The 24936-nt window shown below is 70.0% G+C and carries 29 protein-coding genes; 11 read left to right on the forward strand and 18 right to left on the reverse strand.

All coding sequences use genetic code 11. From position 1 onward, the window contains the following. Nucleotide 1 precedes the first annotated feature (1 nt). The gene (locus HL652_RS07455) at nt 2-1459 is read right to left on the reverse strand and encodes an autotransporter outer membrane beta-barrel domain-containing protein (protein WP_171704744.1); all 1458 of its coding nucleotides are present in this window, start codon (nt 1457-1459) and stop codon (nt 2-4) included. Between the two features lie 173 nt (nt 1460-1632). Here HL652_RS07455 and HL652_RS07460 point away from each other — a divergent pair, with 173 nt between their 5' ends. Continuing rightward, nucleotides 1633-2088 carry a hypothetical protein gene (locus HL652_RS07460; protein WP_171704745.1) on the forward strand — a complete coding sequence of 152 codons (456 nt, stop codon included), beginning with the start codon at nt 1633-1635 and terminating at the stop codon, nt 2086-2088. Between the two features lie 57 nt (nt 2089-2145). Here HL652_RS07460 and HL652_RS07465 read toward each other — a convergent pair whose 3' ends face one another. The 6 genes from HL652_RS07465 to HL652_RS07490 form a co-directional block, all read right to left on the reverse strand. Beyond that, a complete protein-coding gene (locus HL652_RS07465; protein ID WP_171704746.1) occupies nt 2146-2427 on the reverse strand; it encodes an antibiotic biosynthesis monooxygenase family protein in 282 nt (93 codons plus the stop codon). Between the two features lie 171 nt (nt 2428-2598). After that, nucleotides 2599-3276 carry a cation diffusion facilitator family transporter gene (locus tag HL652_RS07470; RefSeq protein ID WP_171704747.1) on the reverse strand — a complete coding sequence of 226 codons (678 nt, stop codon included), beginning with the start codon at nt 3274-3276 and terminating at the stop codon, nt 2599-2601. Further along, nucleotides 3273-3626 carry a Cd(II)/Pb(II)-sensing metalloregulatory transcriptional regulator CmtR gene (cmtR, locus tag HL652_RS07475; protein ID WP_171704748.1) on the reverse strand — a complete coding sequence of 118 codons (354 nt, stop codon included), beginning with the start codon at nt 3624-3626 and terminating at the stop codon, nt 3273-3275. Before cmtR ends, HL652_RS07470 begins: the two co-directional genes overlap by 4 nt. Before the next feature lie 31 nt (nt 3627-3657). Then, nucleotides 3658-5136, reverse strand: coding sequence for a hypothetical protein (locus tag HL652_RS07480; protein WP_171704749.1), 1479 nt, complete (start codon nt 5134-5136; stop codon nt 3658-3660). Continuing rightward, on the reverse strand, nt 5133-5459 hold the full coding sequence (locus HL652_RS07485; protein WP_171704750.1) for a helix-turn-helix domain-containing protein: 327 nt from the start codon (nt 5457-5459) through the stop codon (nt 5133-5135). The genes HL652_RS07480 and HL652_RS07485 overlap by 4 nt, the downstream gene beginning before the upstream one ends. A 2-nt stretch (nt 5460-5461) precedes the next feature. After that, a complete protein-coding gene (locus HL652_RS07490) occupies nt 5462-6577 on the reverse strand; it encodes a tyrosine-type recombinase/integrase (RefSeq protein ID WP_171704751.1) in 1116 nt (371 codons plus the stop codon). A 278-nt stretch (nt 6578-6855) separates the two neighbouring features. Here HL652_RS07490 and HL652_RS07495 point away from each other — a divergent pair, with 278 nt between their 5' ends. Beyond that, the gene (locus HL652_RS07495; RefSeq protein WP_171704752.1) at nt 6856-7458 is read left to right on the forward strand and encodes a dihydrofolate reductase family protein; all 603 of its coding nucleotides are present in this window, start codon (nt 6856-6858) and stop codon (nt 7456-7458) included. Between the two features lie 27 nt (nt 7459-7485). Here the strand turns inward: HL652_RS07495 and HL652_RS07500 are convergent, their stop codons facing one another. The 3 genes from HL652_RS07500 to HL652_RS07510 form a co-directional block, all read right to left on the reverse strand. Then, a complete protein-coding gene (locus HL652_RS07500) occupies nt 7486-8514 on the reverse strand; it encodes an ECF transporter S component (RefSeq protein ID WP_171704753.1) in 1029 nt (342 codons plus the stop codon). A 60-nt stretch (nt 8515-8574) separates the two neighbouring features. Next, nucleotides 8575-9195 (reverse strand): hypothetical protein, encoded by a 621-nt coding sequence (locus tag HL652_RS07505; protein WP_171704754.1) that lies wholly within the window; start codon nt 9193-9195, stop codon nt 8575-8577. 157 nt (nt 9196-9352) lie between these two features. Continuing rightward, on the reverse strand, nt 9353-9835 hold the full coding sequence (locus HL652_RS07510; RefSeq protein ID WP_171704755.1) for an SRPBCC family protein: 483 nt from the start codon (nt 9833-9835) through the stop codon (nt 9353-9355). A gap of 124 nt (nt 9836-9959) precedes the next feature. Between HL652_RS07510 and HL652_RS07515 the strand changes: the two genes are divergently transcribed. The 4 genes from HL652_RS07515 (at nt 9960) to HL652_RS07530 (ending at nt 12837) form a co-directional block, all read left to right on the forward strand. Beyond that, on the forward strand, nt 9960-10247 hold the full coding sequence (locus HL652_RS07515) for an alpha/beta fold hydrolase (RefSeq protein ID WP_216604040.1): 288 nt from the start codon (nt 9960-9962) through the stop codon (nt 10245-10247). An 81-nt stretch (nt 10248-10328) separates the two neighbouring features. Next, nucleotides 10329-10841, forward strand: a complete 513-nt coding sequence (locus HL652_RS07520) for a pyridoxamine 5'-phosphate oxidase family protein (RefSeq protein ID WP_171704756.1) — start codon at nt 10329-10331, stop codon at nt 10839-10841. Between the two features lie 16 nt (nt 10842-10857). Then, nucleotides 10858-11355: a hypothetical protein gene (locus HL652_RS07525; protein WP_171704757.1), complete on the forward strand. Its 498-nt coding sequence runs from the start codon at nt 10858-10860 to the stop codon at nt 11353-11355. A gap of 63 nt (nt 11356-11418) precedes the next feature. Next, complete coding sequence (locus tag HL652_RS07530) at nt 11419-12837, forward strand: ArnT family glycosyltransferase (RefSeq protein WP_171704758.1); 1419 nt, start codon at nt 11419-11421, stop codon at nt 12835-12837. 27 nt (nt 12838-12864) lie between these two features. On the opposite strand, the gene HL652_RS07535 is transcribed toward HL652_RS07530, so the two are convergent. From HL652_RS07535 to HL652_RS07560, 6 genes are all read right to left on the reverse strand, one after another. After that, entirely contained in the window at nt 12865-15261 is a 2397-nt protein-coding gene (locus HL652_RS07535) for an ATP-binding cassette domain-containing protein (protein ID WP_171704759.1), read from the reverse strand. A gap of 82 nt (nt 15262-15343) precedes the next feature. Then, a complete protein-coding gene (locus tag HL652_RS07540; protein ID WP_171704760.1) occupies nt 15344-16591 on the reverse strand; it encodes an ABC transporter permease in 1248 nt (415 codons plus the stop codon). Continuing rightward, on the reverse strand, nt 16588-17271 hold the full coding sequence (locus HL652_RS07545) for an ABC transporter ATP-binding protein (protein WP_171704761.1): 684 nt from the start codon (nt 17269-17271) through the stop codon (nt 16588-16590). The genes HL652_RS07540 and HL652_RS07545 overlap by 4 nt, the downstream gene beginning before the upstream one ends. Then, complete coding sequence (locus HL652_RS07550) at nt 17268-18812, reverse strand: peptidoglycan-binding domain-containing protein (protein WP_171704762.1); 1545 nt, start codon at nt 18810-18812, stop codon at nt 17268-17270. The genes HL652_RS07545 and HL652_RS07550 overlap by 4 nt, the downstream gene beginning before the upstream one ends. Further along, a complete protein-coding gene (locus HL652_RS07555) occupies nt 18809-19156 on the reverse strand; it encodes a hypothetical protein (RefSeq protein WP_171704763.1) in 348 nt (115 codons plus the stop codon). Before HL652_RS07555 ends, HL652_RS07550 begins: the two co-directional genes overlap by 4 nt. A 279-nt stretch (nt 19157-19435) precedes the next feature. Beyond that, nucleotides 19436-19648, reverse strand: a complete 213-nt coding sequence (locus HL652_RS07560; RefSeq protein WP_171704764.1) for an OmpH family outer membrane protein — start codon at nt 19646-19648, stop codon at nt 19436-19438. 257 nt (nt 19649-19905) lie between these two features. On the opposite strand from HL652_RS07560, the gene HL652_RS07565 reads away from it, so the two are divergent. Further along, a complete protein-coding gene (locus HL652_RS07565; RefSeq protein ID WP_171704765.1) occupies nt 19906-20511 on the forward strand; it encodes an HdeD family acid-resistance protein in 606 nt (201 codons plus the stop codon). Nucleotides 20512-20583: 72 nt separating this feature from the next. Here the strand turns inward: HL652_RS07565 and HL652_RS07570 are convergent, their stop codons facing one another. Together HL652_RS07570 and HL652_RS07575 are read right to left on the reverse strand one after the other, a co-directional pair. Next, nucleotides 20584-21069 (reverse strand): NUDIX hydrolase, encoded by a 486-nt coding sequence (locus HL652_RS07570; protein WP_171704766.1) that lies wholly within the window; start codon nt 21067-21069, stop codon nt 20584-20586. Continuing rightward, nucleotides 21066-21836 carry an SDR family oxidoreductase gene (locus HL652_RS07575; RefSeq protein WP_171704767.1) on the reverse strand — a complete coding sequence of 257 codons (771 nt, stop codon included), beginning with the start codon at nt 21834-21836 and terminating at the stop codon, nt 21066-21068. Before HL652_RS07575 ends, HL652_RS07570 begins: the two co-directional genes overlap by 4 nt. Nucleotides 21837-21981: 145 nt before the next feature. On the opposite strand from HL652_RS07575, the gene HL652_RS07580 reads away from it, so the two are divergent. The 4 genes from HL652_RS07580 to HL652_RS07595 all read left to right on the forward strand — a co-directional run bounded on the left by HL652_RS07580 (nt 21982) and on the right by HL652_RS07595 (nt 24907). Next, complete coding sequence (locus HL652_RS07580; protein ID WP_171704768.1) at nt 21982-22470, forward strand: NfeD family protein; 489 nt, start codon at nt 21982-21984, stop codon at nt 22468-22470. Further along, on the forward strand, nt 22467-23660 hold the full coding sequence (locus tag HL652_RS07585) for an SPFH domain-containing protein (protein ID WP_171704769.1): 1194 nt from the start codon (nt 22467-22469) through the stop codon (nt 23658-23660). Before HL652_RS07580 ends, HL652_RS07585 begins: the two co-directional genes overlap by 4 nt. Further along, the gene (locus HL652_RS07590; protein ID WP_171704770.1) at nt 23638-24453 is read left to right on the forward strand and encodes a glycerophosphodiester phosphodiesterase family protein; all 816 of its coding nucleotides are present in this window, start codon (nt 23638-23640) and stop codon (nt 24451-24453) included. Before HL652_RS07585 ends, HL652_RS07590 begins: the two co-directional genes overlap by 23 nt. Before the next feature lie 88 nt (nt 24454-24541). After that, entirely contained in the window at nt 24542-24907 is a 366-nt protein-coding gene (locus HL652_RS07595; protein ID WP_171704771.1) for an RNA polymerase-binding protein RbpA, read from the forward strand. Nucleotides 24908-24936 lie beyond the last annotated feature (29 nt).

Below are 24936 nucleotides of genomic sequence, written 5' to 3' on the forward strand. Positions count from 1 at the left end.
TTCAGGGAGCCGTGGAGGGGGCGGTCGACTTGGTCTGGGGGCGGAGCTCGGGGGCCGCGGGCTTCTCGGGCAGGGCAGCGGCTTCCGGATCCGCCTGGGCCTGAGGCGAGAACGAGGGAGCGACGGGCGCCGCGCCGCGAGCCGTGGAGGAGGTGCCCCGTTCGGCATCCGTCTTGTGCTCCTCGACCACGATCGGGTGCTCGGTGGCGTAGCTGTCCTGGCGGATTCCCGTCACCTGCCACGACACCTTGATGTTCGGCTTGTCGGTGGCGATGTCGAAGCTGCCCTTGGCCACCTCGCGCGCCACCATCACCTGGGCGAAGGCGCCGATGACCGTGAGCTGGTAGCGGAAGTCGCGGTTCAGCGCCTCGAAATAGGAGGGGAGCGTGACCGTGGCCTTGCCCTTCGCATCCGTCGTGACGTTGCCGTTGTAGACGTTCATCATGTCGGGCGACTCGACGAAGGAGTGCGACAGCCACTGGTTCTGAGGGTCCAGCGGGTGGTCGATCTTGAACGACCCGGCCGACTTCGAGAGGGTGCCGGCGACGTGCATCCGGCCGTTGGCCCAGATGGCGTAGCCGTCGGGGCTCGCGGTCTCGCCGAAGACGCCGTAGACCTGGCCGCTCGTGGCCGTCGACTTGCCGTAGGTGCCGTAGGTGGAGCCCTCACCCCAGGTGCCCACGTAGGTGGAGTCGCCGCGCACGCCGGCCGTACCCCCGCCGACGCCGCGCACGCCGTACTGGCCCCCGCTGCCGTAGATGGCACTGCTCGCCGTGTTCGACGTCGAACCGTACACGCCGTAGGTCGAACCCGACGCGAAGACACCGAAACTACCGCTCGCGTAGATGCCGTAGGAGTTCCCGGTCGCGACCGCTCCGTACCCCGCACCGGTGAAGTATCCGCCGTAGCCGCCGCTGGCGGTTCCTTCGCCGTAGACGCCGAAGGTGCCGCCCTTGGCGTAGCACCCGGTGTAGCCGCCGGTGCCGAACAGACCGATGTAGCTCTTCGACTGTCCCTCGACGCCGTAGCCGCTCGGCGCCGAGCCCTGCACCCCGCGGCCGTCGCTGCCCGTCGAGGTGCTCGTACCTTTTACGCCGATGCTGCTGCTGGTCGCGTCGACGCGGGCCGCCGGTGCGGTCACACCGAGCCCCAGTCGGCCCTGCGGCGTCAATCGCATCTTCTCCGAGACGGTCGAGGTGGAGTTGGCCTTCGTCTTGAAGATGAGCGCTGCGCCGGCCGTCGTCGGGCCGAGGAAGTTGCTCGTCGTCACGCCCGAGTTGCCCCCGAGCATCCAGGGGGTGGTGGCGGATGCCGCGGCAGCCGGCTCGGCTGCTCCCGACGTGGCGGCGACGGCGACACCGGCGGCTGCGGTGGCCGCGCCGGCAAAGAGGAGGCGCCGCGGGAACCGCCGCTCCAGCTCGGGTGATTCGAGATCGGATGGGCGCTTCGATGCGGACACGACAGACTCCGGAATGTGAGGGATGTGAGGCAGGGGAGTGGTGCGATGCCCGAGAGTGTAGACCCGCGCACGATCCCACGTACAGAGTCGATCGGGGTTCCTTCGCGGCGTCTACACTTGTCGTGGCGACGGGCCGTGGGGCTCTGTCGCGGCAACCCGGAGGGGGAGTGGGTATGGCTGACCTCGAACGACGCACGGTGCTTCGTGCAGGAGCCTGGAGTGCGCCCGTGATCGCGGTCGCCATCGCGGCACCGACGGCTGCCGCGAGCGTCGCCACGCTCACCTACACCTGGCTGCCCGGCGCCACCCCGCCACCCGCGGTGCCGGGGACGTGGACGACCTTCTCGGTGACCAACTCCAGCGATCAGGCCGTTGCCGTCGAGTTCCGAGCCGTGCGGCAGCAGGGCGATCTGCTCCTCGGATCGGTGACCTACGCCAGCGGCTGGACGGCGGCGACCGTCCCGGTCGGGACCTTCGGGCGTGACACGGTGATCGGGCCGGGTGCCACCGCATCGATGGCCCTCGGCTTCTCGGGCCCGGCCGGCACCACCGCCGGCTTCGTCGCGACCGTGACGCCGTCGTCGGGTCCTGTCCTCACGCCCGTCGTCACCGTGAGCATCCCGGCCTGACAACCCGTGCCGTGGCTCGCCGTCGCCGACCACGGCGCACCGCCGCGCAGCACGGCTTCAGAGAACAGTGCCACGCAGACTGTCGATGGGTTGTTCGTCCCACGTAGTGAAGGGGTCGTCACCGACCTCGGACATCAGCGCCGACCGTGCCGCCGCAGCGGAGTCGAGCGAATCCCACACGGCGATGCCGACGAGCCGTCCGCTGTCGTCGTCGACGATCCCGGTCCACATCAGGCCGGGCTGACTTCGGGCGACGCTGCTGTACCGCGACATCGAGTCGATCACCGCCTGTCGGTGCTCGGGCTTCGGCGAGTGGACGGAGACGACTGCGTACGACATGCTCCATTCCATCACCGCCACGCGCCAGCACTCACCGTCTGTCCATCCCGATCGCTCCGGAGGAGGAGTCGGAGCAGTTATGTGGTGCCCCGGCGGATTCGTGACCGGCGAATTCTGTTCGTTTGGGCGTCCTTTGGGGCAGCTGACAGAGTTGCGGTGACCCCGAAGCCCTCAGTGGTGGTGGCCTTCGTCTTTGTGGTCGTCGTCCTCGAGGAGCATGCCGACTGAGGTGGCGCAAGCATCGCCCTTCCAGGCTTGGATGCCCTCGCGGATCGCAAAGATGACGATCACGAGAGCGGCGATCGGGTCGGCCCACCACCATCCGAAGAGCGTGTTCAGGAGGAGGCCGATGAGGACGGCGGCCGAGAGGTAGGTGCAGATCAGCGTCTGCTTCGAGTCGGCGATTGCTGTCGCGGAGCCGAGTTCGCGTCCGGTGCGTCGTTCCGCGAGCGAGAGGAACGGCATGATGACGACGCTGAGAGCGGTGAGGACAATCCCGACGGTGCTGTGCTCGATGTCGACCGCTTGGGTGAGGGTCAGGATGGCGTTGGCGCCGACGTAGAGGGCGAGAGCGAAGAACGCGAGAGCGATGACGCGGAGGGTGCCCTTCTCCCAGCGCTCGGGGTCTTTGCGGGTGAACTGCCAAGCAACGGCTGCAGCGGAGAGCACTTCGATTGTGGAGTCGAGGCCGAAACCGATCAGGGCTCCGGATGAGGCTGCGGTGCCGGCCGCGATCGCGATGATCGCCTCGATCAGGTTGTAGCCGATCGTGATGGCGACGATCAGGCGGATGCGCTTCTGCAGCACCGCCTTTCGGTCATGGTTTGGGCGTTCGGTTGTGGTGGTCACAGGGTGACCTCGCAGCAGCCGGGGACGGTGCAGGCTTCGTCGTTGCAGGGGGCGGAGGCGTCGACGGCGAGCACGACTCCGACGAGGTTGTTGAGTGCTTTCGCGAGGTGGGCGTCGGCGATCTCGTAACGGTGCTGCCGGCCTTCGGGTTCGGCGACGACGATGCCGCAGTCGCGGAGGCAGGTGAGGTGGTTGGAGACGTTCTGACGGGTGAGTTCGAGCTGCTGGGCGATCTCCGCGGGGTAGGCCGGCTGGTCCAGCAGGAGCATCAGGATGCGCGATCTGGTCGGGTCGGCCATGGCGCGGCCGAGCCTGTTCATGACGTCGAGGCGCGTGCTGATCGTGAGCATGAGCCCATTAATACAGTGTCTGCTGTATTAATCAAGCGGTGCTGGTGCTGGTGCCGGTGTTGGGGGAGGGGCGTCTGGAGACGTAGTCCGCGAATGTGGCTCCGGTGTTCTGACGGTGCTTGTCGGTGACTTGGTAGCTGTAGTTGAGGGAGTCGGCGACGACGGGTGCGGGCAGTTCGAGGACGAGGGCTCGAAGGGAGGCGTTGCGGGCGCCGCGGAGGTCGACCCCGGCGTTGCGGAGCTTGTTCATCAGGGTGCCCTGGTGGAGGTGTTGGCCGGGTCGGCCGCCGGGGAAAAGCCACTGGTTGTCGCGGTGGGCGGATGTTGTCTGATGGGGCAGCGCGGCGAGGTGTTCTCGGATGACACGGTCGAACGGTGACGGAATGGTGAGGACGTCGCCGGTGAACGCGACGATGATCGCCGTTTCGGTGGCCGTGAGCTGGTGCAGCCGCATTTGCGCGATGCGGACGAGTGGCTGCCCATAGAGCAGGAGGAGCAGGGCTGCGGCGCGCTCGTCCGGGTCGAGGGCGTTGGTGGGGGAGAGGAGCCGGGTGATGTGGTCGAGTCGTTGTTGCTGGGTGATGATCGGCTCCGCCTTCGCGACTCGGTAGGGAAACTCGAGCGAGGGGAGGTGGCGGTGGCTGACGGACCAGCGGACGAAGCCGCGGGCAAGACTTCGGGTGGTGGGGCCTATGAGCCAGTCGTCGATGTCGGTCTGGGTGCAGGTCGCGGGGGAGTGGCCGCGGTCTCGGATGTGGCGCAGGAACTCGAGGGCGACGGTCGTTGATTGTTTGGCGGAGAGGAAGGTGCCCTTCTTCAGCTGGCCCGTGGTGGCGAGGTGGTGCATGCGGTTGAGGTGGACCCAGCGGGCGTATTGCCTCAGCAGGCGTGCGTCGTCAGGTTCGGCGCCGGCGAGTTTGCTGTCGAGCCAGGTCTGGAATCGTTCGATGTCGAGGTGGACAGGGTCGAGGAGGCCGTGTTCGACGCAGAGTTCCCGGAGGAACGCGACCTTGCTCGGATGGCTGTGTCCGGTGAAGGTGGCGTGCTCGAGTGGCGCGACGCCGCGGGAGAGATCTCGGATGAGTGCCTTCGTGTGCGGGTTGACGATCAACCAGACCCGGGCGCTGCGGGCGTGCGCCTGCTGCGTCAGAGCGGTGAACAGCGGCAGCATCGTGGGGTTGATGTGCCCGTGGGTGTCGGTGAAGAGGTCAGTGAGGTCGTCGGTGAGGCAGCAGTGGGCGCAGAGTCCGATGCGGACGGGTTCGTCTTCGCGGCCGCAACGGGCGCAGTGGAAGTCTTTGGGGATTCCGGCGCAATCGACGCAGCACGGTTCCTCGGCGAGCAGTCCGGGAAGCAGACGATTGACGTGGCAGCCCGGGCAGGTGCCGTGGAGGCGGGTGGCGCGTTGGTAGCAGCGTCGACAGATGCGCCCCTCAGGCCACGTGGTGGCGAACCGAACCCCCGTGCGGCCGCAGCGGACGCATTCGGCAGGGGAGCGGGGCCGGCTCATTCAGGTCGGTGGACCCGTGCTCGAGCGGGACGGAACGCGTCCTTCGTCGCCGAGGCGTCGACCGTTCCGGTGGCGCGGTCGGGAACGGCCTGGACGGTGATCGGGCAGAGCTCCTCGAAGGTGCAGTCGAGGGTGTCGAGGATCGCGCCGAGCAGTGCCAGGTTCATGCGTTCGGGCGTGCCGCCGACGAGGCGATAGATCTGCGAGTCCGAGAGGTGGATGCCCCGATCGGAGAGGTGCGGGATGAGGTCGGAGATGGTGTTCATTCCTCGGGCGGCCATCAGCTCCCGAAGCCGCCAGCCGTGTTCGATTCGTCGTTGCATGGTCAGGTTTCCTTCGTGGTGAGCTGGGTGGCCATCCGGGCGATCGCGTCATCGACGACGCGGGCGCGGTAATCGGGGGACAGGCCGGTATAGATAGAGGTCGTGGAGGCGTGTTCGTGGCCGACTTGCTGCTGGATGAAGAAGGCGTCGTAACCGTCCTCGACCAGGTGCGTAACGTAAGAGCGGCGCAGCGAATGGAAGTCGAGATCCTCGACCAAGCCCGCCTCGCGGCGGACCTCGTTGAAGGCCCGGCTCACGGAGTCAGCGGCGACCATGCCGCTGCGTTCGCTCGGCCAAAGCGCAGTCGACCCGGGTGGCGCGAACAGCGGCCGGACATCGGTTCTCCATTCGCGTATGCACTCGACGATCCAGTCGAACTCCGGCAGCGTCAGAACCGTGCGGCGCTTCGGGGGAGAGCCGCGCATCGCCTTCCCGAACCGGACATAGATGATCCCGACATCACCGAACTGGCGTGCCCTAGGGTTTGAGGCGAGATCGACGAGATCGAGTTGACGGACCTCGTTGCGGCGCAGACCCCAGGCGTAGGCGGCCTTCATCATCGTCGCGATCCGGAACGCCGGAATCCAGCCCTTCGACCCGGAGCGGCGGATGCGGAGCACCCGGTCGTCCGCGCAATCGAACAGGTCCTGGATCTCGTCGCGGGTGTAAGGCCGCTTTCCGGGGGTGCCGATCGCGGCCTGCGCGTGACGGGCGGTGTTCCACTCGTGGAAGACCTGAGCGGGGTGGTCACCGAACCGGTCCCAGCAGTGCTCGCTCCAGCCGTAAGCCGGATCGGTCAGATACTCCAGGAACATCCGCAACGCGTTCTGGTAACCCAGCAGGGTCGCGTGGGACGCGCCCTTCAAACCGCGGAGCTCGAGGAAGAACTCATCGACCATCGACGCCGTCCACGACCACGGATAGCAGCCAGCGAACGCCAGGAACCGCACCGCGATCGAACGGCGCTTCTCGATCGTCGACGCCGACAGAAGCCGAGTGACCTGCTGTGCAGCCCACCCGTCGAGCATCGCCACCCAGACGCTTTCCTCGGCGTTCAGGATGGCGATACCAGCGCGCAGATGGACAGGAACCGCTCCTGGTTGACCCGGCTCATCCATCCGCATAATATGCGAAATGTTCGCATTAACCGCGAATGTGCGTCAAGCGTGTCAAAGAAACGTCCGATCAGCGGTCATTTACTAACAAGGGCGTCGAAGCGATTTCCATGCAGTCCACTCGTTCTTGGCGTCCAGGCGGGCTCTGGTTCCTTGCAATGTGAGGGAGGTCGAGGGGACCGGCCAGTTCGAATCACGTGCGAAGATGCCGTCTTCGTCTTGACATAATGTGCATTATCGGCGGCTTAGAAAAGAAGGAGTGGGGGTCGTAGCCTCGGGCCATGAGTGCGTTGGTGGTGTCGGTGTTGGTGTCGTTGGATGGGCGGTATCAGGGCCCGGGTGGCGACTTGAGCGTTTTGCCGTTGGAGGATGCGTTCAACGACCACAACCTGCGATTGTTGCGCGGCGCCGACACGATGGTCTACGGCGCGACCTGGTTTCGGCTCAATCTCGAGACCTCGTCGGCCATGGCCGCCGACGAGAACGCCGCTGAGCGGGATCGTGCGATCGCCGACGTAGTGCTGAGAGTCGACAATCTCGTCGTGAGCGACGCCGTCGAGCTCGACGAGCGCGATCCGTGGTTCGACTCCATCCAAGTCGTCAGCCGCTCCGAGGCGGTCGACGAGGTGCGCCGCCGGAAGGAAGAAGGTGAACGGATGCTCATGTTCGGCAGCTCGACGACCTGGCGCCCCTTCCTCGAGGCGGGTCTCGTCGACGAGCTGTTCGTTCTGGTGGACGCCGGGATGGCCGGGTCGGGAACCGCGCTCTACGACGGGCCGACCGTGCAGGGCCTGGCGCTGCTCGACGCCACGGTGCTGCCGGGATCGCAGCTCGTCGCTCTCCACTACGACTGCACGGCCCCCGAGATCTCCGCGGCCGTCTGACCGCGCAGGACGGGCGCAGATGACCGGCTACTCCCCCACGCGCACCGCGCGCGAAGCGGGGGTGCTGAGGTGCTCGACGAGGGGCATGTGGGAGGCGGAGAAACCGGCGCGCCGGTGCAGCAGCACGAAGGCCATGAGGGCGAGGAACCCGGTGAGCAGCTTGTCGAGCACCGACGTGAGGATGTTCGACGAGAAAGCGGCGGCGATCAGCGGCACGCCCGTCGTGACGATCGACTCCGTGACGGTGTCGGAGCCGTGGCCGCTGAGGCCTCCGAACAGGAGAACGCCGAGCGGCGCGCCGACGAGCGAGCACGCCGTGGCGGCGAGCAGGTTGAGCGCGAAGAACCTGACGAAGTCGTCGCCCAGGCGGAAGCGCCGCACCCCGTACCCCCAGACGAGCGCTCCGGCGAGATTCACGAGCGCGAACGGAGCGGCACCGGGCGCCCCGACGGCGAAGCCGAGGAGGTTGCTCGACACCGCGACGAGCGCACCCTGCCACGGCCCGAGCACGATCGAGGCGACCGCCGTGCCCGTCATGTCGAGGTAGATGGGAAGGTGCAGCGCCTGCACGACGACGATCCCGAGCAGGTTGGCGATCGTGCAGCCGAGGAGAAGGGCCGGGATGCTCCACCAGCGCCGCGACGCCGAGGCGGCAACCGCAAGCGGCGCGGGACGCACCACCGGAACGGGATCCGCTGCAACCTCGGGCACCGCCCCCGCCCTCTGCCGCGCTCCCGGTTCCCCGCCCCTCCGCAGCTGCCGCGCCCGCTCGACCCACCCCTCGGCCTCGCCCTGGCTCGCCCCGAGCGCGCACACGATGTCGCGCAGCAGCTCCGGGTCGAGCCGCGTGCGCCCCGGCCGGAAGGCGTCGTACACGGTGCTCCGCGGCGGGAACGCCGCCGACTCCGCCGCCCCGCGCGCGAGGCGCAGCTCCCCCACCCGGCGCCCGATCTCGGCGTACGACATCGGGTTCCGCTCCTTGAGCGCGAGCAGATCGGCGGCGATGCGATCGAGCGAATCGGCCCCCGGCTCGCTCGACGTCGCCTCCCCCTTCACGACCTCAGCCTAGCGGGGGCGCCTCCCGCGCATCCGTCGCCGAGCGAGCCGGATGCGGTGTCACGGTCGGAAGAACGTCGGCGAGCCAAGCCCCTGGAAGAACCACATGCGGTCGCGGGTGTAGTCGTCGCCCGTGACCGCCTCGTACGAGGTCGACGTGCCGAACGGGGCGGCGGGGGTCGGGGTCCACGCCGGGCAGATCATCACCATGCTCCCGGGGTACTCCGGGTGCCACGCGGTGCCGAGCAGGCAGCCGTCGGGGGCCCCGGTCTGCTGCATCACGAAGCGGTTGTTGCCGGTTCCGGTGCCGTAGTCGAAGATCTCGATGCAGTCGCCGCTCTCGGGGCACCAGGTGCCGTTGATCGACTTCCACGAGAACACGTCGGGGATGACCTGGTCGCTCGTCGTCTCGGGAATGACCCCCTGCTGCTCCCCCGGCGCGGGCGCGCCGGGGGCGGCGGGTGCGGCGACCTCCGGGGTCGCCGACGGCGTGGGTGCCTCAGTGGGCGTCGTGGTGGCGGTGGGCGCCGGTGTGCGGGTCGGCGCCGGCGAGACGGATGCTTCGGCCCCCTGCTTCTCGGCCGCCAGCCCCTCCGTACCGCCGGCCGAGCATCCGGTCAGCACCGCGACCGTCAGTGTCGTGATGACCCCGGCGATGGTCGCCGTTCCCCGAACCCGCATGTCGTTCTCTCCCTGGTTCCCGGCGCGCGCATGCTCCGGCGGCCGACTCGTGTGCGACCGCGATCGGGCCGCCGCGTCAAGGCTGGCAGCCGTGTCGAGCCGCGCGGGGCCGGAACGGCGCCTCTCCCCCAGGTGCGCACAAGTCCGCACAGCGGCGTCAGCCGCGCCGCACGGCCTCCAGCACCACCTCGTCGGTGCACCCACGGGCGAAACCCCGGATGCGCCGGTCGATGTCTCGCTGCAGCACCAGGGCGCCGAGGCGCTCGGCCAGCGGTGCCAGCCAGCGCGGCCGGCAGGTGAAGTTGTAGCGCCACACGGCGAGGGTGCTGCCCGGATCGCCCTCGACCGGGTCGAACCGCCACCCGCCGGCGAGCCGCTCGAAGAACCAGGAGCCCTTCGTCATGCGCATGCCCACGTTCGACGGCGGGCGGTAGGAGACGTACTCGCTCACCATGCGCAGGCCGAAGCGCTGCACGGTGAAGGTCCGCACGCCCTTCGCCGGCGCCGTCGCCCCGTCGAGGAAGTACTGCCGACGGATGAACGGATCCCATCGCATCCGGATCTCCCCCGTCGTCTGAGACACCGCGAACGCGATCTCGGGGCTCACCGGCACGACGCAGCGGGACTCGATGACGGGCACCCTCCCACCCTGGCACGGCCGGCCCAGAGCATGGCGGGCATGACGGAGATCTCGCGGCGCACCGCTCTCACGGCTGCCGCCTGACCACCGGCAGGGTGGGGGTGTCGGCCAGTTCTGCGCCGAGGTGCCGCTGCCCGAGGCGCAGCTCGCCGCCGCGACCCAGCGGGCGATCCGCGACGCCGCTCTCGGCGAGGGGCTCCCGTCGGAGACCCCCGCCTGGAAGACCCTGCCGTCGTGGCACATCTTCGGCACCGCCGACAAGGACATCCCCCCGGCGGCCATGCGCTTCATGGCCGAGCGCGCCGGCTCCCTCAAGACCGTCGAGCTCGAGGGGGCGTCGCACTCGAGCATGGTGTCGAATCCGGATGCGGTGGCGGGGCTCATCCTCGAAGCACTGTCGTCGACCGACTGACGCTGCGCGGCGTGCCGGAGCTTCGATCACCAGAGGCTCCGGCCCTGTGCGACGGGCCCCGACCGCAGTAGCGTCGGCCGCATGACCGACGACACCACTGCATCCACCCGCCCCGGCTCCGACGACGACTCGGTGGCGAAGCTCGCCGAGCTGCTCGGAGACTTCCGCTTCGCCATGCTCACCACCATCGATTCCATCGGCAAGCTCACCGCGCATCCGCTCACCGTGCAGGAGACGGAGTTCGACGGCGACCTCTGGTTCCTCGTCTCCCGCAGCTCGTCGGCGGTCGCCGACCTCACGGCCGAGCCGCGCGCCGGCGTCTCCCTCAGCTCGAACGACTCCTGGGTGTCGCTCTCGGGCCGCGCGTGGCTCGTCGACGACACCGCGAAGGTGCGCGAGCTGTGGAGCCCGGTCGTCGAGGCCTGGTTCCAGAACGGGCCCGACGACCCCGACGTGGGGTTGCTGAAGTTCGAGGCCGAGTCGGCCGAGTACTGGAACACTCCGGGCGGCCGAGTCGCCTCGCTGCTCAGCTTCGTGAAGGCCAAGGTCACGGGCGAGCCCTACGAGGGCGAGAACGCGAAGGTCGATCTCTGACGAGGAGACGAGCACGATGCAGCGACCCGCTCCCGAGCAGCGGCCGGCCTCGCGCCGGCGCGCCCTCCCCTCCCCGAGCGCCGGACTGATCGCGGCGGTGGTGCTCGCCGCGATCGGGTATCTCCTGCCGTGGTTCAAGGGCGCGCGCGCCGAGTGGTGGTACTCGGGGTGGCGCTACCTCACGCAGAGCGACGGCGGGTGGACGACGATCACCCTGGTGCTGCTCGCCGCGGCTCTGGTGGCCGCGGTGTGGGCGGGAGAGGGCGACCTGCCCGCCGTGCTCGCACTGACGACGCTGGTCGCCGCCCTCGTCGTCGCCGTGCTGGTGGTGGCCGCGAGCATCGCGGCGATCGGGAGCATCGAGGGGTCGGACAGCGTCGCCGAGCTCGACTTCGGCATCGGCGTGCCCGTCATGGCGGTCGGGTTCGGGCTGGGGGTCGCCACCGGATGCCACGCGATCGCCTCGGCGGTCGCCGCCGACACCGAGGCGCGCATCCGGGCCCGTCTCGGCTGAGCGCGTCGACCCGCGGCCCCGTCTCGGCGGAGCTGCCCCGCCTCGGGGAGGTACCCTGATCGGATGCCGCGCACGTCCCGCCTCACCGAGTGGGTGGCGTTCGCAGTCGTCATGGCGTGGGGGCTCTACCAGTGCTTCTGGAACCTCGCCGGGCCGAACGTCTCGGCCGACGAACCCATCTACGTCGATGCCGGGTGGGACTATCTGCACGGCGACATCGCCGACAACCAGGAGCATCCGCCCTTCGCCAAGTACCTGATGGGTCTCGGTCAGCTGGCGTTCGGCCAGGGCCTGCTCACCGGGCGGTCGATCGCGGCACTGGCGGCCTTCGCGACCGGTGTGGTGCTCTACTTCTGGCTGCGCCGCGAGATCGGATGGGTGGGCGCCCTCGCCGCCGCGGGCTTCTGGCTCCTCCTCCCCCACGGCGTCATCACGAACGTGCGGCTCGACCGCTTGGCGCTGCTCGAGCCGTTCATGGTGCTGTTCGCCGTCGTCGCGTTCGCGGCGGTGTGGCAGTGGTTCCGGGGGCGCCCGTGGTGGTGGCTCGTCGTCGCCGGCACCTCGATGGCGTTCTCGGTCACCTCGAAGGTGTCGAGCGCGGTGCTCATCCCCGTGCTGCTCGTGTTCGTCGCGCTGCGCCGACCCTGGCGGAGGGGCCTCGCCGGTCTCGCGCTGTTCTGCGGGGTCGGTGCCGTCGTGGGGCTCCTCGTCTACCTGCCGGTGGGGCTGTTCGACTCGGTGCGGTACATGCTCGACTTCCAGTCGCAGCACGACGCCACGGGGCACCTCATCGCGGTGGCCGGGGTGGCCTACACCTTCCCGCCCTGGTGGTCGAACCTCTGGTTCTGGTTCGACGGCATGGGCGTCGTCCCGGTGCTGGTGGTGCTCGTCGGCACCGTCGCATCCGTGTTCTCCCGCCGTTGGGCACTGCTCGGGATGCTCGGGTCGGCGATCGCGCTGCTGCTGGTGTTCTATCTGCTGGTGTCGGATGTGGCGCTCGGGCACTACTACTACGCCTGGGTGTGGCTGTTCTGCGCCGCGGCCGGTGTGGGGGTCGCGGAGCTGCTGCGGCCGAAGACAAGCAGGGTGCTGCTCAGCGTCACGAGGATCGGCGCGGTGCTGCTGCTCGCGGTGGCGGTGGTGTGCGGGGTGTGGACGTCGGCGGTGATCGCGGGGCAGCGGGCGTCGGGCATGGCGCTGGTGCTGCCCGAGCTGGAGTCGCTCGGCATCGACGAGGGCGACATCTACGTGGCGGGCATGGCGCCGTGGGAGTTCGTCTACCCCATCGAGGGGCGGTGGACGACCGAGCTCGACGACCCCGACATCGTGGCTTTCGCGCTCAAAGACCAGGTGAGGTTCCCGCTCGATGCGGCGCTCACGGCGGAGCTGGAGGAGCGGGCCGGCGAGCTCGATCGCTTCACGATCGACGATGTGACGCTGTACGTGGTTAAGGAGGCGGAGCGGCCGGTTCCGGCCGGGTGAGGCTCGTCTCCGGTGCTCGGCGACCGGTCAGGCGCCGACGTACTGAGCCAGGTGCTCCCCGGTGAGGGTGGAGCGGGCTTCGACGAGCTCGGACGGTGTGCCCTCGAACACGATGCGGCCGCCGTCGTGGCCGGCGCCGGGGCCGACGTCGATGATCCAGTCGGCGTGGGCCATGACGGCCTGATGGTGCTCGATGACGATGACGGAGCGGCCGGAGTCGACGAGCCGGTCGAGCAGACCGAGGAGCTGGTCGACGTCGGCGAGGTGGAGGCCGGTGGTGGGTTCGTCGAGCACGTAGATATCGCCGCTCTCGGCCATGTGGCTGGCGAGCTTGAGGCGCTGCCGCTCCCCGCCCGAGAGGGTGGTGAGGGGCTGGCCGAGGCTCACGTAGCCGAGCCCCACGTCGGAGAGTCGTTCGAGGATGGCGACCGCCGCGGGGGTGCGGGCCTCGCCCGACGCGAAGAACTCGAGTGCTTCGGCCACGGGCATGGCGAGCACCTCGCTGATGTCGCGGCCGCCGAGGTGGTAGTCGAGCACGAAGGAGTCGAACCGCTTGCCGCCGCAGTCTTCGCAGGTGGTGGACACGCCGGCCATCATGCCGAGGTCGGTGTAGATGACACCGGCGCCGTTGCAGCTCGGGCAGGCGCCCTCGGAGTTCGCGCTGAACAGCGCGGGCTTCACGCCGTTCGCCTTCGCGAACGCCTTGCGGATGGGCTCGAGCAGGCCCGTGTAGGTGGCCGGGTTGCTGCGCCGCGAGCCCTTGATGGCGCTCTGGTCGATCGACACGACTCCTGCGCCGGGCGGGATCGATCCGTGCACGAGCGAGCTCTTGCCCGAGCCCGCGACCCCGGTGATGACGGTGAGCACGCCGAGAGGGATGTCGACGTCGACGTCGTGGAGGTTGTTGGCGGAGGCGCCCCTGATCTCGAGCGACCCGCTCGGTCGTCGTACGTCGCTCTTCAGCGCGGCCCGGTAGTCGAGGTGGCGGCCGGTGAGGGTGTCGCTGGCGCGCAGCCCTTCGACGGTGCCCTCGTAGCAGATGGTGCCGCCCGCGGTGCCGGCGCCCGGACCGAGGTCGACGACGTGGTCGGCGATGGCGATGGCCTCGGGCTTGTGCTCCACGACGAGCACCGTGTTGCCCTTGTCGCGCAGCTGCAGGAGCAGCTTGTTCATGCGCTGGATGTCGTGCGGGTGGAGCCCGACTGTGGGTTCGTCGAACACGTAGGTGACATCGGTGAGCGAGGAGCCCAGGTGCCTGATCATCTTGATGCGCTGTGCCTCACCCCCTGAGAGGGTGCCCGAGGGGCGGTCGAGCGAGAGGTAACCGAGACCGATCTCGACGAAGGAGTCGAGGGCGTGCTGCAACCCGTCGAGCAGCGGCGCCACGGAGGGCTCGTCGAGGCCGCGGAGCCACTCGGCGAGGTCGCTCAGCTGCATCGCGCAGACCTCGGCGATGTTCACACCGTCGATGCGCGACGAGCGGGCTTCGGGCCCGAGGCGGGTGCCTCCGCAGTCGGGGCAGGTGGTGAAGGTCACGGCCCGGTCGACGAAGGCGCGCACGTGGGTCTGCATCGCCTCCTTGTCTTTGGAGAGGAACGCCTTCTGCACCTTGGGCACGAGCCCCTCGTAGGTGAGGTTGATGCCCGCCGCCTTGATCTTCACGGGCTCCTTGTAGAGGAAGTCGTGCAGCTCGGTCTCGCTGTAGTCGCGGATGGCCTTGTCGGGGTCGAGGAAGCCCGACTCCGTAAACACGCGCACACCCCATCCGTCGGCCGTGTAGCCGGGGATGGTGAGCGCGCCCTGGTTGAGCGACTTCGAGTCGTCGTAGAGCTGAGCGAGGTCGATGTCGTTCACCGTGCCCATGCCCTCGCACCTCGGGCACATGCCCCCGGTGCGGGTGAAGCTCGTCTTCACCGCCTTCGCGGAATCGCCCTTCTGGATCGTGATGGCGCCGCTCGCCTTCACCGACGGCACGTTGAAGGAGTAGGCGTTGGGCGAACCGATCTGCGGCTTGCCGAGCCGACTGAACAGGATGCGCAGCATCGCGTTCGCATCCGTGGCCGTGCCCACCGTCGAGCGGGCGTTCGCCCCCATGCGCTCCTGGTCGACGATGATGGCGGTGGTGAGCCCCTCGAGCACGTCGACGTCGGGCCTCGCCAGGGTCGGCATGAAGCCCTGCACGAACGCGCTGTAGGTCTCGTTGATCATGCGCTGCGACTCGGCGGCGATGGTGCCGAACACCAGTGAGCTCTTGCCCGAGCCCGACACCCCGGTGAACACCGTGAGCCGGCGCTTCGGCAGCTCGACGTCGACCCCCTGCAGGTTGTTCTCGCGAGCACCCCGCACGCGGATGACGTCATGCCTGTCCCCTGCCGCGACGCCCTCCGCGACCGCCGTCTGCTCTCCCACCGCACCCACGCTCATCCGGCCTCCTCACCTCGCGTTCAGAGTAACGCCCCCCACCGACCCTCGTTTCTCCGATCATGCTCGATCGCCGCCCTCCGGGTCACCCGTCTCGCAGGGCTGCTGCCGGTTCGACCCGGGTGGCGGAGAATGCAGGCCAGCCGCCCGCCACGAGCCCGAGCACGGCGCCGACCAGGGCGCCGAGCGCCGCCGTGCCGACGTCGAGCACCGGCGTCCAGCCCTGCAGCGCCGAGACGGCGACGACGCCTGCGACGCCGAGGGCTGCTCCTGACGCGCCGCCGATGCCTCCCACGAGCGCCGATTCCATCACGAACTGCAGGGCGACGTGCCGGGCGGTAGCACCGAGCGCCCGCCGGAGACCGATCTCACCGCGGCGTTCGGCGACACTCTGCATCGACACACCCGCGATGCCGACGCTCGCGGCCAGCAGGGTGATCACGGAGATGAGCAGGAAGACCGCGTCGAGGTCGCCGCTCACGGCCTCCCTGACCAGCGGCGGTGGTTGGTGCGCGCCCGCCGTGTACCGCTCGGGGGCGCCGGGGTCGAGAGCGGTCGGCAGCTGTCGGCTCACCTGGTCTGAGGCGCCCGGTGCGACGGCGAGCCGTAGCCGTTCGTCGCCGAGAGCGGGCCGGCAGCCGAAGTTCCGGAGGGCTGTGGTGCGGGGGATCATCACCGCGCCCAGGAGGGTCGAGTCGCCGTCGGCGTCGGTGAGGATGCCGAGCACGGTGTAGGCGTGGCCCGCGATGTCGATCGAGGGCGCGGTCTCGGCTCCGACGACGCCGAGTGCCGCCGCAGCCGTGGCGCCCAGCACGGCGACGCGATCGGCTCGAGCGTCGTGGCCCGCGTCGAAGAACCTCCCGTGGGCGACGCGGCCCTCGAAGGCCGTGACGAGATCGCCGCTCACGGCGAGCACGGGCGGGGAGGCCCGCACCGGCGCCTCGGGATCGACGATCGCCGCTGCACGCACGGGGGAACGCTCTGCGTCGACGGTGGCGAGGAGGGCGGCGGCGCGCACTCCGCTCAGTCGCAGCGCGCGGTCGACGGCGTCGTCGGGCAACTCGGCCGTGGCATGGCTCCCGCCGTCGGAGCCCTCCTGCTCCGTCGGCCGCACCTCGACCTGGGTGGCCGAGGCGGCTTGGAACGTCTCCGTGACGCGGCTCGCGGCGGTCTGACCGAGTCCCAGCGCCAGGACGAGGGTCGCCACCCCGATAGCCGTGCCGATCGCGCCGATGAGCAGCCGCGACCGTCGAGCCCCGGCGCCCTCGACGGCCTCTGCCGCGAGCTCGATGAGTGTGGGGCCCGCACGCCCCTCGCCCGCTGACCGCCTCATCGCACGAGCTCCGGCAGCGTGAGCCGGCCCGAGTCGAGGGTCGCCTGACGTCGGGCAGCCGCCGCGACGCGTGGGTCGTGGGTGATCGTGACGATCGTCAGTCCGTCGGCGTGCAGCTCGGAGAACAGCTCCAAGACGGAGTCAGCGTTGCGCCGATCGAGGTTGCCCGTGGGCTCGTCGGCGAGCAGCAGGGAGGGGCGCGTGCAGACCGCCCGCGCCACGGCAGCCCGCTGCCGCTCGCCGCCCGAGAGGCGCGACGGGAGGAAGTCGGCCCTGTGGGCGAGGCCGACGCGGTGGAGCGCCTCGTCGACCCGCCGCCGACGGACGCCGCGGGCGAGGCCGCCGTAGAGGAAGGCCAGGGCGACGTTCTGGGCCACGGTGCGATCGGCGAGCAGATGGAACGACTGGAACACGAAACCGATCGACGTCGCTCTGAGCCGTGCACGCTCGCGCTCGTCGGCGGTTCCGACATCGACACCGTCGAGGAGGTGCGAGCCGGTGGTGGGCCGGTCGAGGAGGCCGAGGATGCCCAGCAGGGTCGACTTGCCCGCCCCCGACCCTCCCGTGATCGCGAGGTGCTCGCCCCGCTGCAGCGTGAGGTCGACTCCCGTGAGGGCCGCCACCGGGGCCGGCCCGTCGTAGTGCCGGCCCACCCTGCGCAGCTCGAGGAGCACGCTCATCGACCGACCACCACCCTCGCGCCGGCCGTCACCGCGGGATCGTCGCTCCGGATCTCCACGAATCCGCCCGCCGACAGCCCCGTCGTCACGGTCACGAGACGAGTGCCCTCGTCGTCGGCGAGTTCGAGGCGGCTCTCGCCGCCCGCTCCCGAGGTGAGCGCGGCGATCGGGGCGGCGAGAACGCTCCCCTGCGTGCTCTGCACCGGGACCGTCACCCGCACGTTGCGGTCGCGGACGGCGTTCAGCGTGGCGTCGTCGAGGGCGTCGGGCACGAGCACGACGCGGTATCGCCTCCCCGCGGTCGATGCCGACCCGTCTCCCGAGGGCGCGCCGTCGGAGGCCCTGTCGTCGCCCGTGTCTTCGGCGACGGAGCGCACCTGAGCGCCGTGCTCGCTGCCGTCGGGCGCGGTGAACGTCGCCCGGGCGCCCGACGTGACGAGCGGGGCGTCGCTCTCCCCCACCGTTCCCGCGAGCACGAGTTCGGCCCCCGAGACGGTCATCACCTCACCCGAGACCGCCTTGCCGCGGCTGACGGAGACGGAGTCGACACGCCGGGGCAGCGAGGTGAGGAAGGCCACCTCCGAGGGGGGAAGCGGTGTGAGGGCCCGCTGCTCCGATCGAGTCGCCTCGACGGTGGCGTCGTCGAGCTGCCGGGTGGCCGCATCGACCGCCGCCTGCTGGACGGCGGTGTCAGGCGCTGCGGCCCCTTCGTTCCGTCGCGCGGTCGCCAGGGCGAGCGCATCGGAGAGTCGTGCGAGTTCGCTCTCGGCGGCGCCGCTCGCCGTGGCGAGATCGAGTTCCCGTTGCGCCTCGCGCACGGCGTTGTCGAGTTCGAGCAGTGCTGAGCCTCCCGGGGCGGCTCCTGCCGTGTGCAGCGCGGCGACCGCGTCGTCGAGCGCCGCCTGCGCGGCCCGCTGCGCCGTGCGCGCGGCGCGGGCCTCGCGCTCCGCGTCGGGGTCGCCCGGTGCCGTGTAACCCGCTCGCCGGTACAGCTCCTGCACGGCGCTCGCCGTCGCCGCGTCGTAGACGTCGTCGGCCCCTCCCGCATCGATGCCGAGTGAGCTCAGCGCGGCCTTCAGCTGCGCGACATCGGGCCCGGACATGCCGGCTCGCAGGGTGCGGTAGGCGGGGAGTTCGCCGGGAAGCGCGATGAGGGGGCGCCCGGCGATCTCGAGCGCCACCGTTCCGGCATCGAGTTGCGCCCCCACCTCCGGCACCCTGCCGGTCGCCACGGCGGCACCGGCGAGCCCACTCAGATCGGGCTCGATGCCGACCGCGTCGGCGTGGGTGACGTCGGCCCTCGTCGTGACGGTGCTCTGCACGACTCGCTGCTCGAGCGGGGCGGTGATGGGGCCCGGGGGCGGCGCTGCGTTCTGGGTCGCTCGGTCGGCCGGCGACACGACGAATCTCCCGAATGCCAGACCTGTCCCGAGCGCCGCGACGGCCACCAGAGCCACGACGGCGACGAAGCGCTGCCCACGACTCCACGGCAGTCGCCTCCGCGCGGGCGATCCGGGCTCTGCGGGGTCGTGGTCGCTCACTTCGCGCCGTACCTCGCCACCAGGGCGTCGAGCGTCTCACGATGCCGCTCGACGAAGTCCGCCTCGAGCCCATCGCGCGCGGTGCGCAGAGCCTCGATCGACCCCGACGACTCCCCGCAGCTGCGGTCGGTCGTGGCCGTGGCGATCTCGCGGGTCTGGAGCTCGCGCAGCGCCGTCGGGTCGGGCGGCGTCTGAGGACTCACGAGCGTCTCTCCAGTGCCCCCCGCCGGTGCGGATTCGGGGCGGTCTGCCGCGCCGGGATCGGTGAGGTCGAGGTAGTCGGTGGTGATCTCCTCCTGCGCCGCGGAGCTCGATGCAAGTCCGGGGTAGCCGGCGGCGGCCATGCAGTCGGCCCACTCGGTCAGGGTGGCCGTGACGGCGGGGTCGGCGTTCGCCTGGGCGTCGAGCGAGTTCAGCTCGTCCTCCAGGGCTTTGTAGTCGGGGTCGTCCCAGTAGGCGCGCCCCTCCTCGGCGTCGTGCTGGGCCGCGCCGAAGCATCCCGCGGTGGTCCAGTCGTAGGCGCTGCCCGGGTCGGTCGATCCCGCTCCCCAGAGCGCCTGCTCGTAGGCCGCTCTGCTGGTCTCGCTGAGGGAGTCGACGTAGGCGGCGTTGGGGTCGGTGCTCTACTCGGTGCCCATCGCCTCCCCGTTCATGCCGAACGGGTCGGTCGAGATGCCGTAGCCGTAGCGCTCGGCGAACTCGGCGCTCCCCCACTCCACGTCGAGCGACGACTCGGAGTACATCGTGACGCTCGCGGTGTCGGGCACGTACTCGAAGCCCTGTTCCTTCATGTACGCGGCCACAGCATCCTGAACCGCCCGCTCGCGTTCGTCCATCGCCGCCTGGTCGTCACCTCCCCCCAGCAGGGAGAAGTAGCGCTCGAGCGACGATGCGCTGCGGGCATGATGATCCTTTCGATCAGACCCCCGATGATGACGAATGCTCAGCAAGAAGAGTAGGCGTCACGTCCGACATTCGGCAGCTCTCGGCGCGTCGTCTCGGCTGTCTCACATGAGATCGAGAGCTTGCCGCTAGATTCGGAGCCGAGAGACGGTGCCGGCCGCAAGAAGCCGGCCTGCAGGAGGGGGAAGCGATGACCACGACGATGAACACCGACCCGGTGGGCGGTTTCTGGCTGTTCCAGGGCGACATCAGTGCGACGGCGCTGCGCTGGCTGAAGGGCGGGTTGTGGATCAGGGCGATCCTGTCGATCGTCCTCGGCATCGTGGTGCTGGTGCTGTCGTTCAACAACCCCGACGCGATCGTCTACACCATCGCCTTCCTGTTCGCGCTCTACTTCTGGATCGTCGGCCTCGTGCGCATCGTGCAGGGCATCGTCAACAAGTCCGTGTCGGGAGGCATCAGGGCGCTGCAGATCATCCTCGGCGTGCTGCTCATCGTCGCGGGCGTCGTGGCCATCCGGAACCCCGTGGTGTCCCTCGTCGCCCTCGCGCTCGTCATCGGGTTCTCCTGGATCATCGAGGGCGTCATGGCCGTGATCGAGACCGCGAAAGACTCTTCGCAGTGGTTCGGCACGATCCTCGGCGTCGTCTCGGTGGTCGCCGGCATCGTCGTGATCTTCCTGCCGCTCGAGTCGATCGGCATCCTGGTGCTGTTCACGGGCATCCTGCTCATCGTCACCGGCATCATGTCGGCGATCACCGCGGTCACCCTCGGCAAGGCGCCGAAGCGGGCCTAGCGAGGGCCCAGCGGCGAAGCGCGCCCAGCGCACAGCGCCCCTGCGGGCCCAGCGCCAGAGCGCGCCTGAGCCTCAGCCCAGCGCCAGCCTCCGCACCACCTCGACGAGCTCGAGCGGCTCCACGGCATCCGTGGTGCGCTCGAGCTCGTCGACGCTCCACCACCGCCACGCCTCGATGTCGACGCGCTCCTCGGGCGTCCACTCGGCGTCGACGGGGTCGAAGCGGTCGACCGTGAGCCGGTACCACTCCTCGTGGTAGTCGCGGAAGACGCCCGGTGCGGGCTCCCCCACGAAGTCGCGCGCCCACACCGGCTCACCGAGGGCGTCTCTGTCGTCGACCACGAGTCCGGTCTCCTCGCGCAGTTCGCGCACGGCGGCCTCGGCGTGGGTCTCCCCCGCTTCGAGGTGGCCGCCCGGCGTGAGCCAGCGGGTCGGATGCGCGGCGACGTCCGCCCGGGTGAAGAACAGCAGCGTCGCACCGTCGCGGTCGAGCAGCAGCACGCGCGACTTCAGGATCACGTCGCCCTGCGGCACTGCCGCGTCGGCGGCTCCGCTCATGACGAGGCGACCCCGAAGTCGGAGACGTCACCCACGTAGCGGGTGTGGTCGGCGGGGATGGGCTCGACGGCCGCGGCGGCGACCTCGGCGGCGAACTCGCTCACGTTGTACAGGCGGCCGGCGGCCTCCTTGCGCGCGCCGATGGCACCCGGGTTGGCGCGCTCGAGGAGGGTCGCGGTGATGGTGCCCTCGATCATGTCGCCCGACACCACGACGAACCCGATGCCGAGCTCCTCGAGCTTCGGCAGCAGCGCGCGCAGCGCGTCTTCGCCGGCGCGCTTCGACAGGGCGACCTGCTCGTACTCGGGCATGGTGGGGGTGGTCTTGATGAAGTGGGCCTGGTGGCTCGTCACGAACACGATGCGCGACCCGGGTGCGAGCAGCGGGAGGGCCGCCGTCAGCACGTTCACCTGCGCGTCGCGGTTCAGCTGCATGGCGTAGTCGGCGGCCATGCCGCTCTCCATGCCGCCCGAGGCGTTGAGCACGAGCACGTCGAGGCCGCCGAGCTCGGCCTGCACCCGGTCGAACATGGCGGCGACCGAGGCCTGGTCGGTGAGGTCGGCCCCCACGACGACGGCCGAGCCGCCGGCCTCGCGGATGCTGTTTGCGAGCTTCACCGCGCGTGCCTCTTTGTTGCGGTAGTTGATGACGACCGAGGCGCCGGCCTCGGCGAAGTACCCCACCGTGTCGGCGCCGATGCCGCGCGAGGAGCCGGTGACCAGGGCGCGCTTGCCTGCGAGGGAACCGGGGGCGAGTGGATTGGGCACGGAGAACTCCTCGAAGATCGGAACGACCTTCCGAGACTACCAAGCGCCCGAGAGCCGAGCCGCCGCGGGGGCAACCCTGCTAGCGTCGGAGGACGACGATCAACGCTCGGGCCGGGAGCCCGATGACGGTGAGAGGAGAACGCCGATGCTCGAATTCCTCGACTCCTACGCCTGGATCTTCTGGCTGGGGCTCATCCTCCTGTTCATCGTGATCGAGATGCTCACTCTCGAGTTCACCTTCCTCATGATCGCCATCGGCAGTCTGGGCGGGCTCATCGCCGGGGCGCTCGGCGTGCCCTGGTACTACCAGATCGTCATCGCGGCGGTGCTGTCGCTCCTGCTCCTGCTCACCCTCCGGCCGCCGTTGCTGCGGAGGCTGAAGCGCGGCGGCGACCCGGCGAAGAGCAACGTCGACGCCCTCCTGGGACTCGAGGGCCTCGTGCTCGACCAGGTCACCTCCACCGCGGGCCACGTCAAGCTCGCCAACGGAGATACCTGGACGGCGAGGGTCTCCCCCGCCGCCGACATCCGCGACCTCCCCCGTGGCGAGCGTGTGCTCGTCACGGCCATCGACGGGGCCACCGCCATCGTGGTGCCCGCCGGCCGCACCGAACCAAAGGAGCCCATCGCATGAGCGACATCGTCGGACAGGTGATCCTCGTCATCGTCCTCATCATCATCGTGGTGTTCGTCATCGTGGTGGTGGCGAGGTCGGTGCGCATCATCCCGCAGGCCCGCGCCGGCGTGGTGGAGCGCCTCGGCCGCTACCACAAGACGCTCATGCCGGGCCTGAACATCCTGGTCCCGTTCATCGACCGGCTCCGGCCGCTCATCGACCTGCGCGAGCAGGTCGTGTCCTTCCCGCCCCAGCCGGTGATCACCGAAGACAACCTGGTGGTCTCGATCGACACCGTCGTCTTCTTCCAGGTGACGGATGCGCGGGCGGCCACCTACGAGATCTCCAACTACCTGGGGGCGGTGGAGCAGTTGGCCACCACCACGCTCCGCAACGTGGTGGGTGGCCTGAACCTCGAGGAGGCGCTCACCAGCCGCGACGAGATCAACGGGCAGCTGCGGATCGTGCTCGACGAGGCCACCGGCAAATGGGGCATCAGGGTGTCGCGGGTGGAGCTCAAGGCGATCGACCCGCCCGCCTCCATCCAGGACTCGATGGAGAAGCAGATGCGCGCCGAGCGGGAGCGCCGCGCGGTCATCCTCACCGCGGAGGGCACGAAGCAGTCGGCGATCCTCGAGGCCGAGGGTCACCGGCAGGCCGAGATCCTCCGTGCCGAGGGTGACGCGAAGGCGCAGGTGCTGCGCGCCCAGGGTGAGGCGGAGGCCATCACCACGGTGTTCGGCGCGATCCACCGCGGCGAGCCCGACAACCTGCTGCTCGCCTACCAGTACCTGCAGACGCTGCCGAAGCTCGCCGAGGGCTCGGCGAACAAGCTGTGGGTCATTCCGAGCGAGCTCACCGAGGCGCTGAAGGGCATCGGCGGTGCCCTCGGCGGCGCCGTGCAGCCCGGGGCGAGCGGTCGCGCCGAGCGAGCCGCGGCGAACGCGCCCACCGAGAGCATCGTCTCGGAGGGCGACGTGCGCCGGGCCGAGCAGGAGATGCGGGCCGCCGAGCGCGAAGGGCGTTCCGTCGCCGACGCGAGCGCGCTCGGTGAACGCGGGGCGGGCACCGCCGCGCCGGCGCCCGCTTCGGCCCAGCCCGATGCACCCTCCCCCGCCCAGCCCGACGCACCCGCTGCCGCGCCCGAGGTGCCCGCACGGCCCGACCAGGAGGCCGGCCCCACCGATGCGCCCCCGAGCGCGGGCTGAGCGCGCGCGGCGCCCCTACTTCGCGCCGCCCGCCCCGCGCGTGCTGGCGCACCGCGGGCTCGCCGTGCACGCCGTCGAGAACACCCTCGACGCCTTCCGGGCGGCGATCGACGCGGGAGCGCTCTACCTCGAGACCGACGTGAACGCCTCGGCCGACGGGGTGGCCGTGGTGTGCCACGACCCGACCCTCGAGCGCATCGCCGGGCGCGCCGACCGTGTCGACCAGCTCACCCTCGCCGAGCTGCAGCGGATCGACCTGGGCGGCGGCGCCCGCTTCCCCACCCTGCTCGAGGCGCTCGAGGCCTTCCCCGAGGCCCGCTTCAACATCGACATCAAGTCGCCCGAGGTCGCCGGGCCCGCCGCTCGCGCCGTGCTGGCCGCCGGCGCGACCGACCGCGTGCTCGTCACCTCCTTCTCGACGCGTCGCCGGCTGGCCGCCCTGCGTCTGCTGCCGGGTGCGGCCAGCTCCGCCTCCGCGCCCGGCTTCGTGGCCGCCCTGCTGCTCATCAAGGTCGGCCTGCCACCGCTCGCGCGCCTCCTGCTCCGGGGCGTCGACGCGGTGCAGATCCCGCTCGAGGTGGGCCCTCTCGCCACCACGACGGCGCGCACCGTGCGCGGCTTCCACCGCACGGGAGTGGAGGTGCACGTCTGGACGATCAACGACGTCGCACTCGCCCGGGAACTGCTCGACCGGGGTGTCGACGGCATCGTCAGCGACCGCGCCGACCTCGTGCTGGAGCTCGTCGCGGAGCGCTCCGTGTCCCCCGAAGGGGGATCTAGTCAGTTTCGCTGAGAGAGTACTGGCAATACCCGGCCGCGGAAAGGATCCGCTCCCCTCGACGGTTTATAAAGTTCGAAGCAATGCGAGAGGAGACCACACAATGGCAGATCGCAGTTTGCGCGGAATGCGTCTGGGCGCACAAAGCCTGCAGAGCGAAGAGGGTGTCGTATTCTCACCCCGAACCACTCACACGTACCGGTGCGCGACCTGTGGCCGCGACACCGAGATGGTGTTCTCGGCCGAGGCCGAGGCCCCGGAGACGTGGGAGTGCAAGTACTGCAGCCACGAGGCGACGCTGATGGTGGGGTCGGAGCCGGTGACGGTCGACCACGCCGATGCGAAGACGCCGCGTAGCCACTGGGACATGCTGCTCGAGCGCCGCACCCGCGCTGAGCTCGAGGAGCTGCTCGAGGAGCGGCTCCAGTACCTGCGCGCCCGCCGCGGCACGCAGAAGATCGGCGCCTAGCCGCGCTTCAGGCGTGTGCCGAGGCTCAC

It is taken from the genome of Herbiconiux sp. SALV-R1, assembly GCF_013113715.1.
Lineage (GTDB): Bacteria > Actinomycetota > Actinomycetes > Actinomycetales > Microbacteriaceae > Herbiconiux.

What these genes read in the sequence shown, in the direction of transcription:
- HL652_RS07460 (WP_171704745.1), top strand. Translation starts at nt 1,633, where the DNA reads ATGGCTGACCTCGAACGACGCACGGTGCTTCGTGCAGGAGCCTGGAGT.
- HL652_RS07465 (WP_171704746.1), bottom strand. Translation starts at nt 2,427, where the DNA reads ATGTCGTACGCAGTCGTCTCCGTCCACTCGCCGAAGCCCGAGCACCGA.
- cmtR (WP_171704748.1), bottom strand. Translation starts at nt 3,626, where the DNA reads ATGCTCACGATCAGCACGCGCCTCGACGTCATGAACAGGCTCGGCCGC.
- HL652_RS07480 (WP_171704749.1), bottom strand. Translation starts at nt 5,136, where the DNA reads ATGAGCCGGCCCCGCTCCCCTGCCGAATGCGTCCGCTGCGGCCGCACG.
- HL652_RS07485 (WP_171704750.1), bottom strand. Translation starts at nt 5,459, where the DNA reads ATGCAACGACGAATCGAACACGGCTGGCGGCTTCGGGAGCTGATGGCC.
- HL652_RS07490 (WP_171704751.1), bottom strand. Translation starts at nt 6,577, where the DNA reads ATGGATGAGCCGGGTCAACCAGGAGCGGTTCCTGTCCATCTGCGCGCT.
- HL652_RS07495 (WP_171704752.1), top strand. Translation starts at nt 6,856, where the DNA reads ATGAGTGCGTTGGTGGTGTCGGTGTTGGTGTCGTTGGATGGGCGGTAT.
- HL652_RS07505 (WP_171704754.1), bottom strand. Translation starts at nt 9,195, where the DNA reads ATGCGGGTTCGGGGAACGGCGACCATCGCCGGGGTCATCACGACACTG.
- HL652_RS07520 (WP_171704756.1), top strand. Translation starts at nt 10,329, where the DNA reads ATGACCGACGACACCACTGCATCCACCCGCCCCGGCTCCGACGACGAC.
- HL652_RS07525 (WP_171704757.1), top strand. Translation starts at nt 10,858, where the DNA reads ATGCAGCGACCCGCTCCCGAGCAGCGGCCGGCCTCGCGCCGGCGCGCC.
- HL652_RS07530 (WP_171704758.1), top strand. Translation starts at nt 11,419, where the DNA reads ATGCCGCGCACGTCCCGCCTCACCGAGTGGGTGGCGTTCGCAGTCGTC.
- HL652_RS07535 (WP_171704759.1), bottom strand. Translation starts at nt 15,261, where the DNA reads ATGAGCGTGGGTGCGGTGGGAGAGCAGACGGCGGTCGCGGAGGGCGTC.
- HL652_RS07540 (WP_171704760.1), bottom strand. Translation starts at nt 16,591, where the DNA reads ATGAGGCGGTCAGCGGGCGAGGGGCGTGCGGGCCCCACACTCATCGAG.
- HL652_RS07545 (WP_171704761.1), bottom strand. Translation starts at nt 17,271, where the DNA reads ATGAGCGTGCTCCTCGAGCTGCGCAGGGTGGGCCGGCACTACGACGGG.
- HL652_RS07555 (WP_171704763.1), bottom strand. Translation starts at nt 19,156, where the DNA reads ATGGCCGCCGCCGGCTACCCCGGACTTGCATCGAGCTCCGCGGCGCAG.
- HL652_RS07560 (WP_171704764.1), bottom strand. Translation starts at nt 19,648, where the DNA reads ATGGACGAACGCGAGCGGGCGGTTCAGGATGCTGTGGCCGCGTACATG.
- HL652_RS07565 (WP_171704765.1), top strand. Translation starts at nt 19,906, where the DNA reads ATGACCACGACGATGAACACCGACCCGGTGGGCGGTTTCTGGCTGTTC.
- HL652_RS07570 (WP_171704766.1), bottom strand. Translation starts at nt 21,069, where the DNA reads ATGAGCGGAGCCGCCGACGCGGCAGTGCCGCAGGGCGACGTGATCCTG.
- HL652_RS07580 (WP_171704768.1), top strand. Translation starts at nt 21,982, where the DNA reads ATGCTCGAATTCCTCGACTCCTACGCCTGGATCTTCTGGCTGGGGCTC.
- HL652_RS07585 (WP_171704769.1), top strand. Translation starts at nt 22,467, where the DNA reads ATGAGCGACATCGTCGGACAGGTGATCCTCGTCATCGTCCTCATCATC.
- HL652_RS07590 (WP_171704770.1), top strand. Translation starts at nt 23,638, where the DNA reads ATGCGCCCCCGAGCGCGGGCTGAGCGCGCGCGGCGCCCCTACTTCGCG.
- HL652_RS07595 (WP_171704771.1), top strand. Translation starts at nt 24,542, where the DNA reads ATGGCAGATCGCAGTTTGCGCGGAATGCGTCTGGGCGCACAAAGCCTG.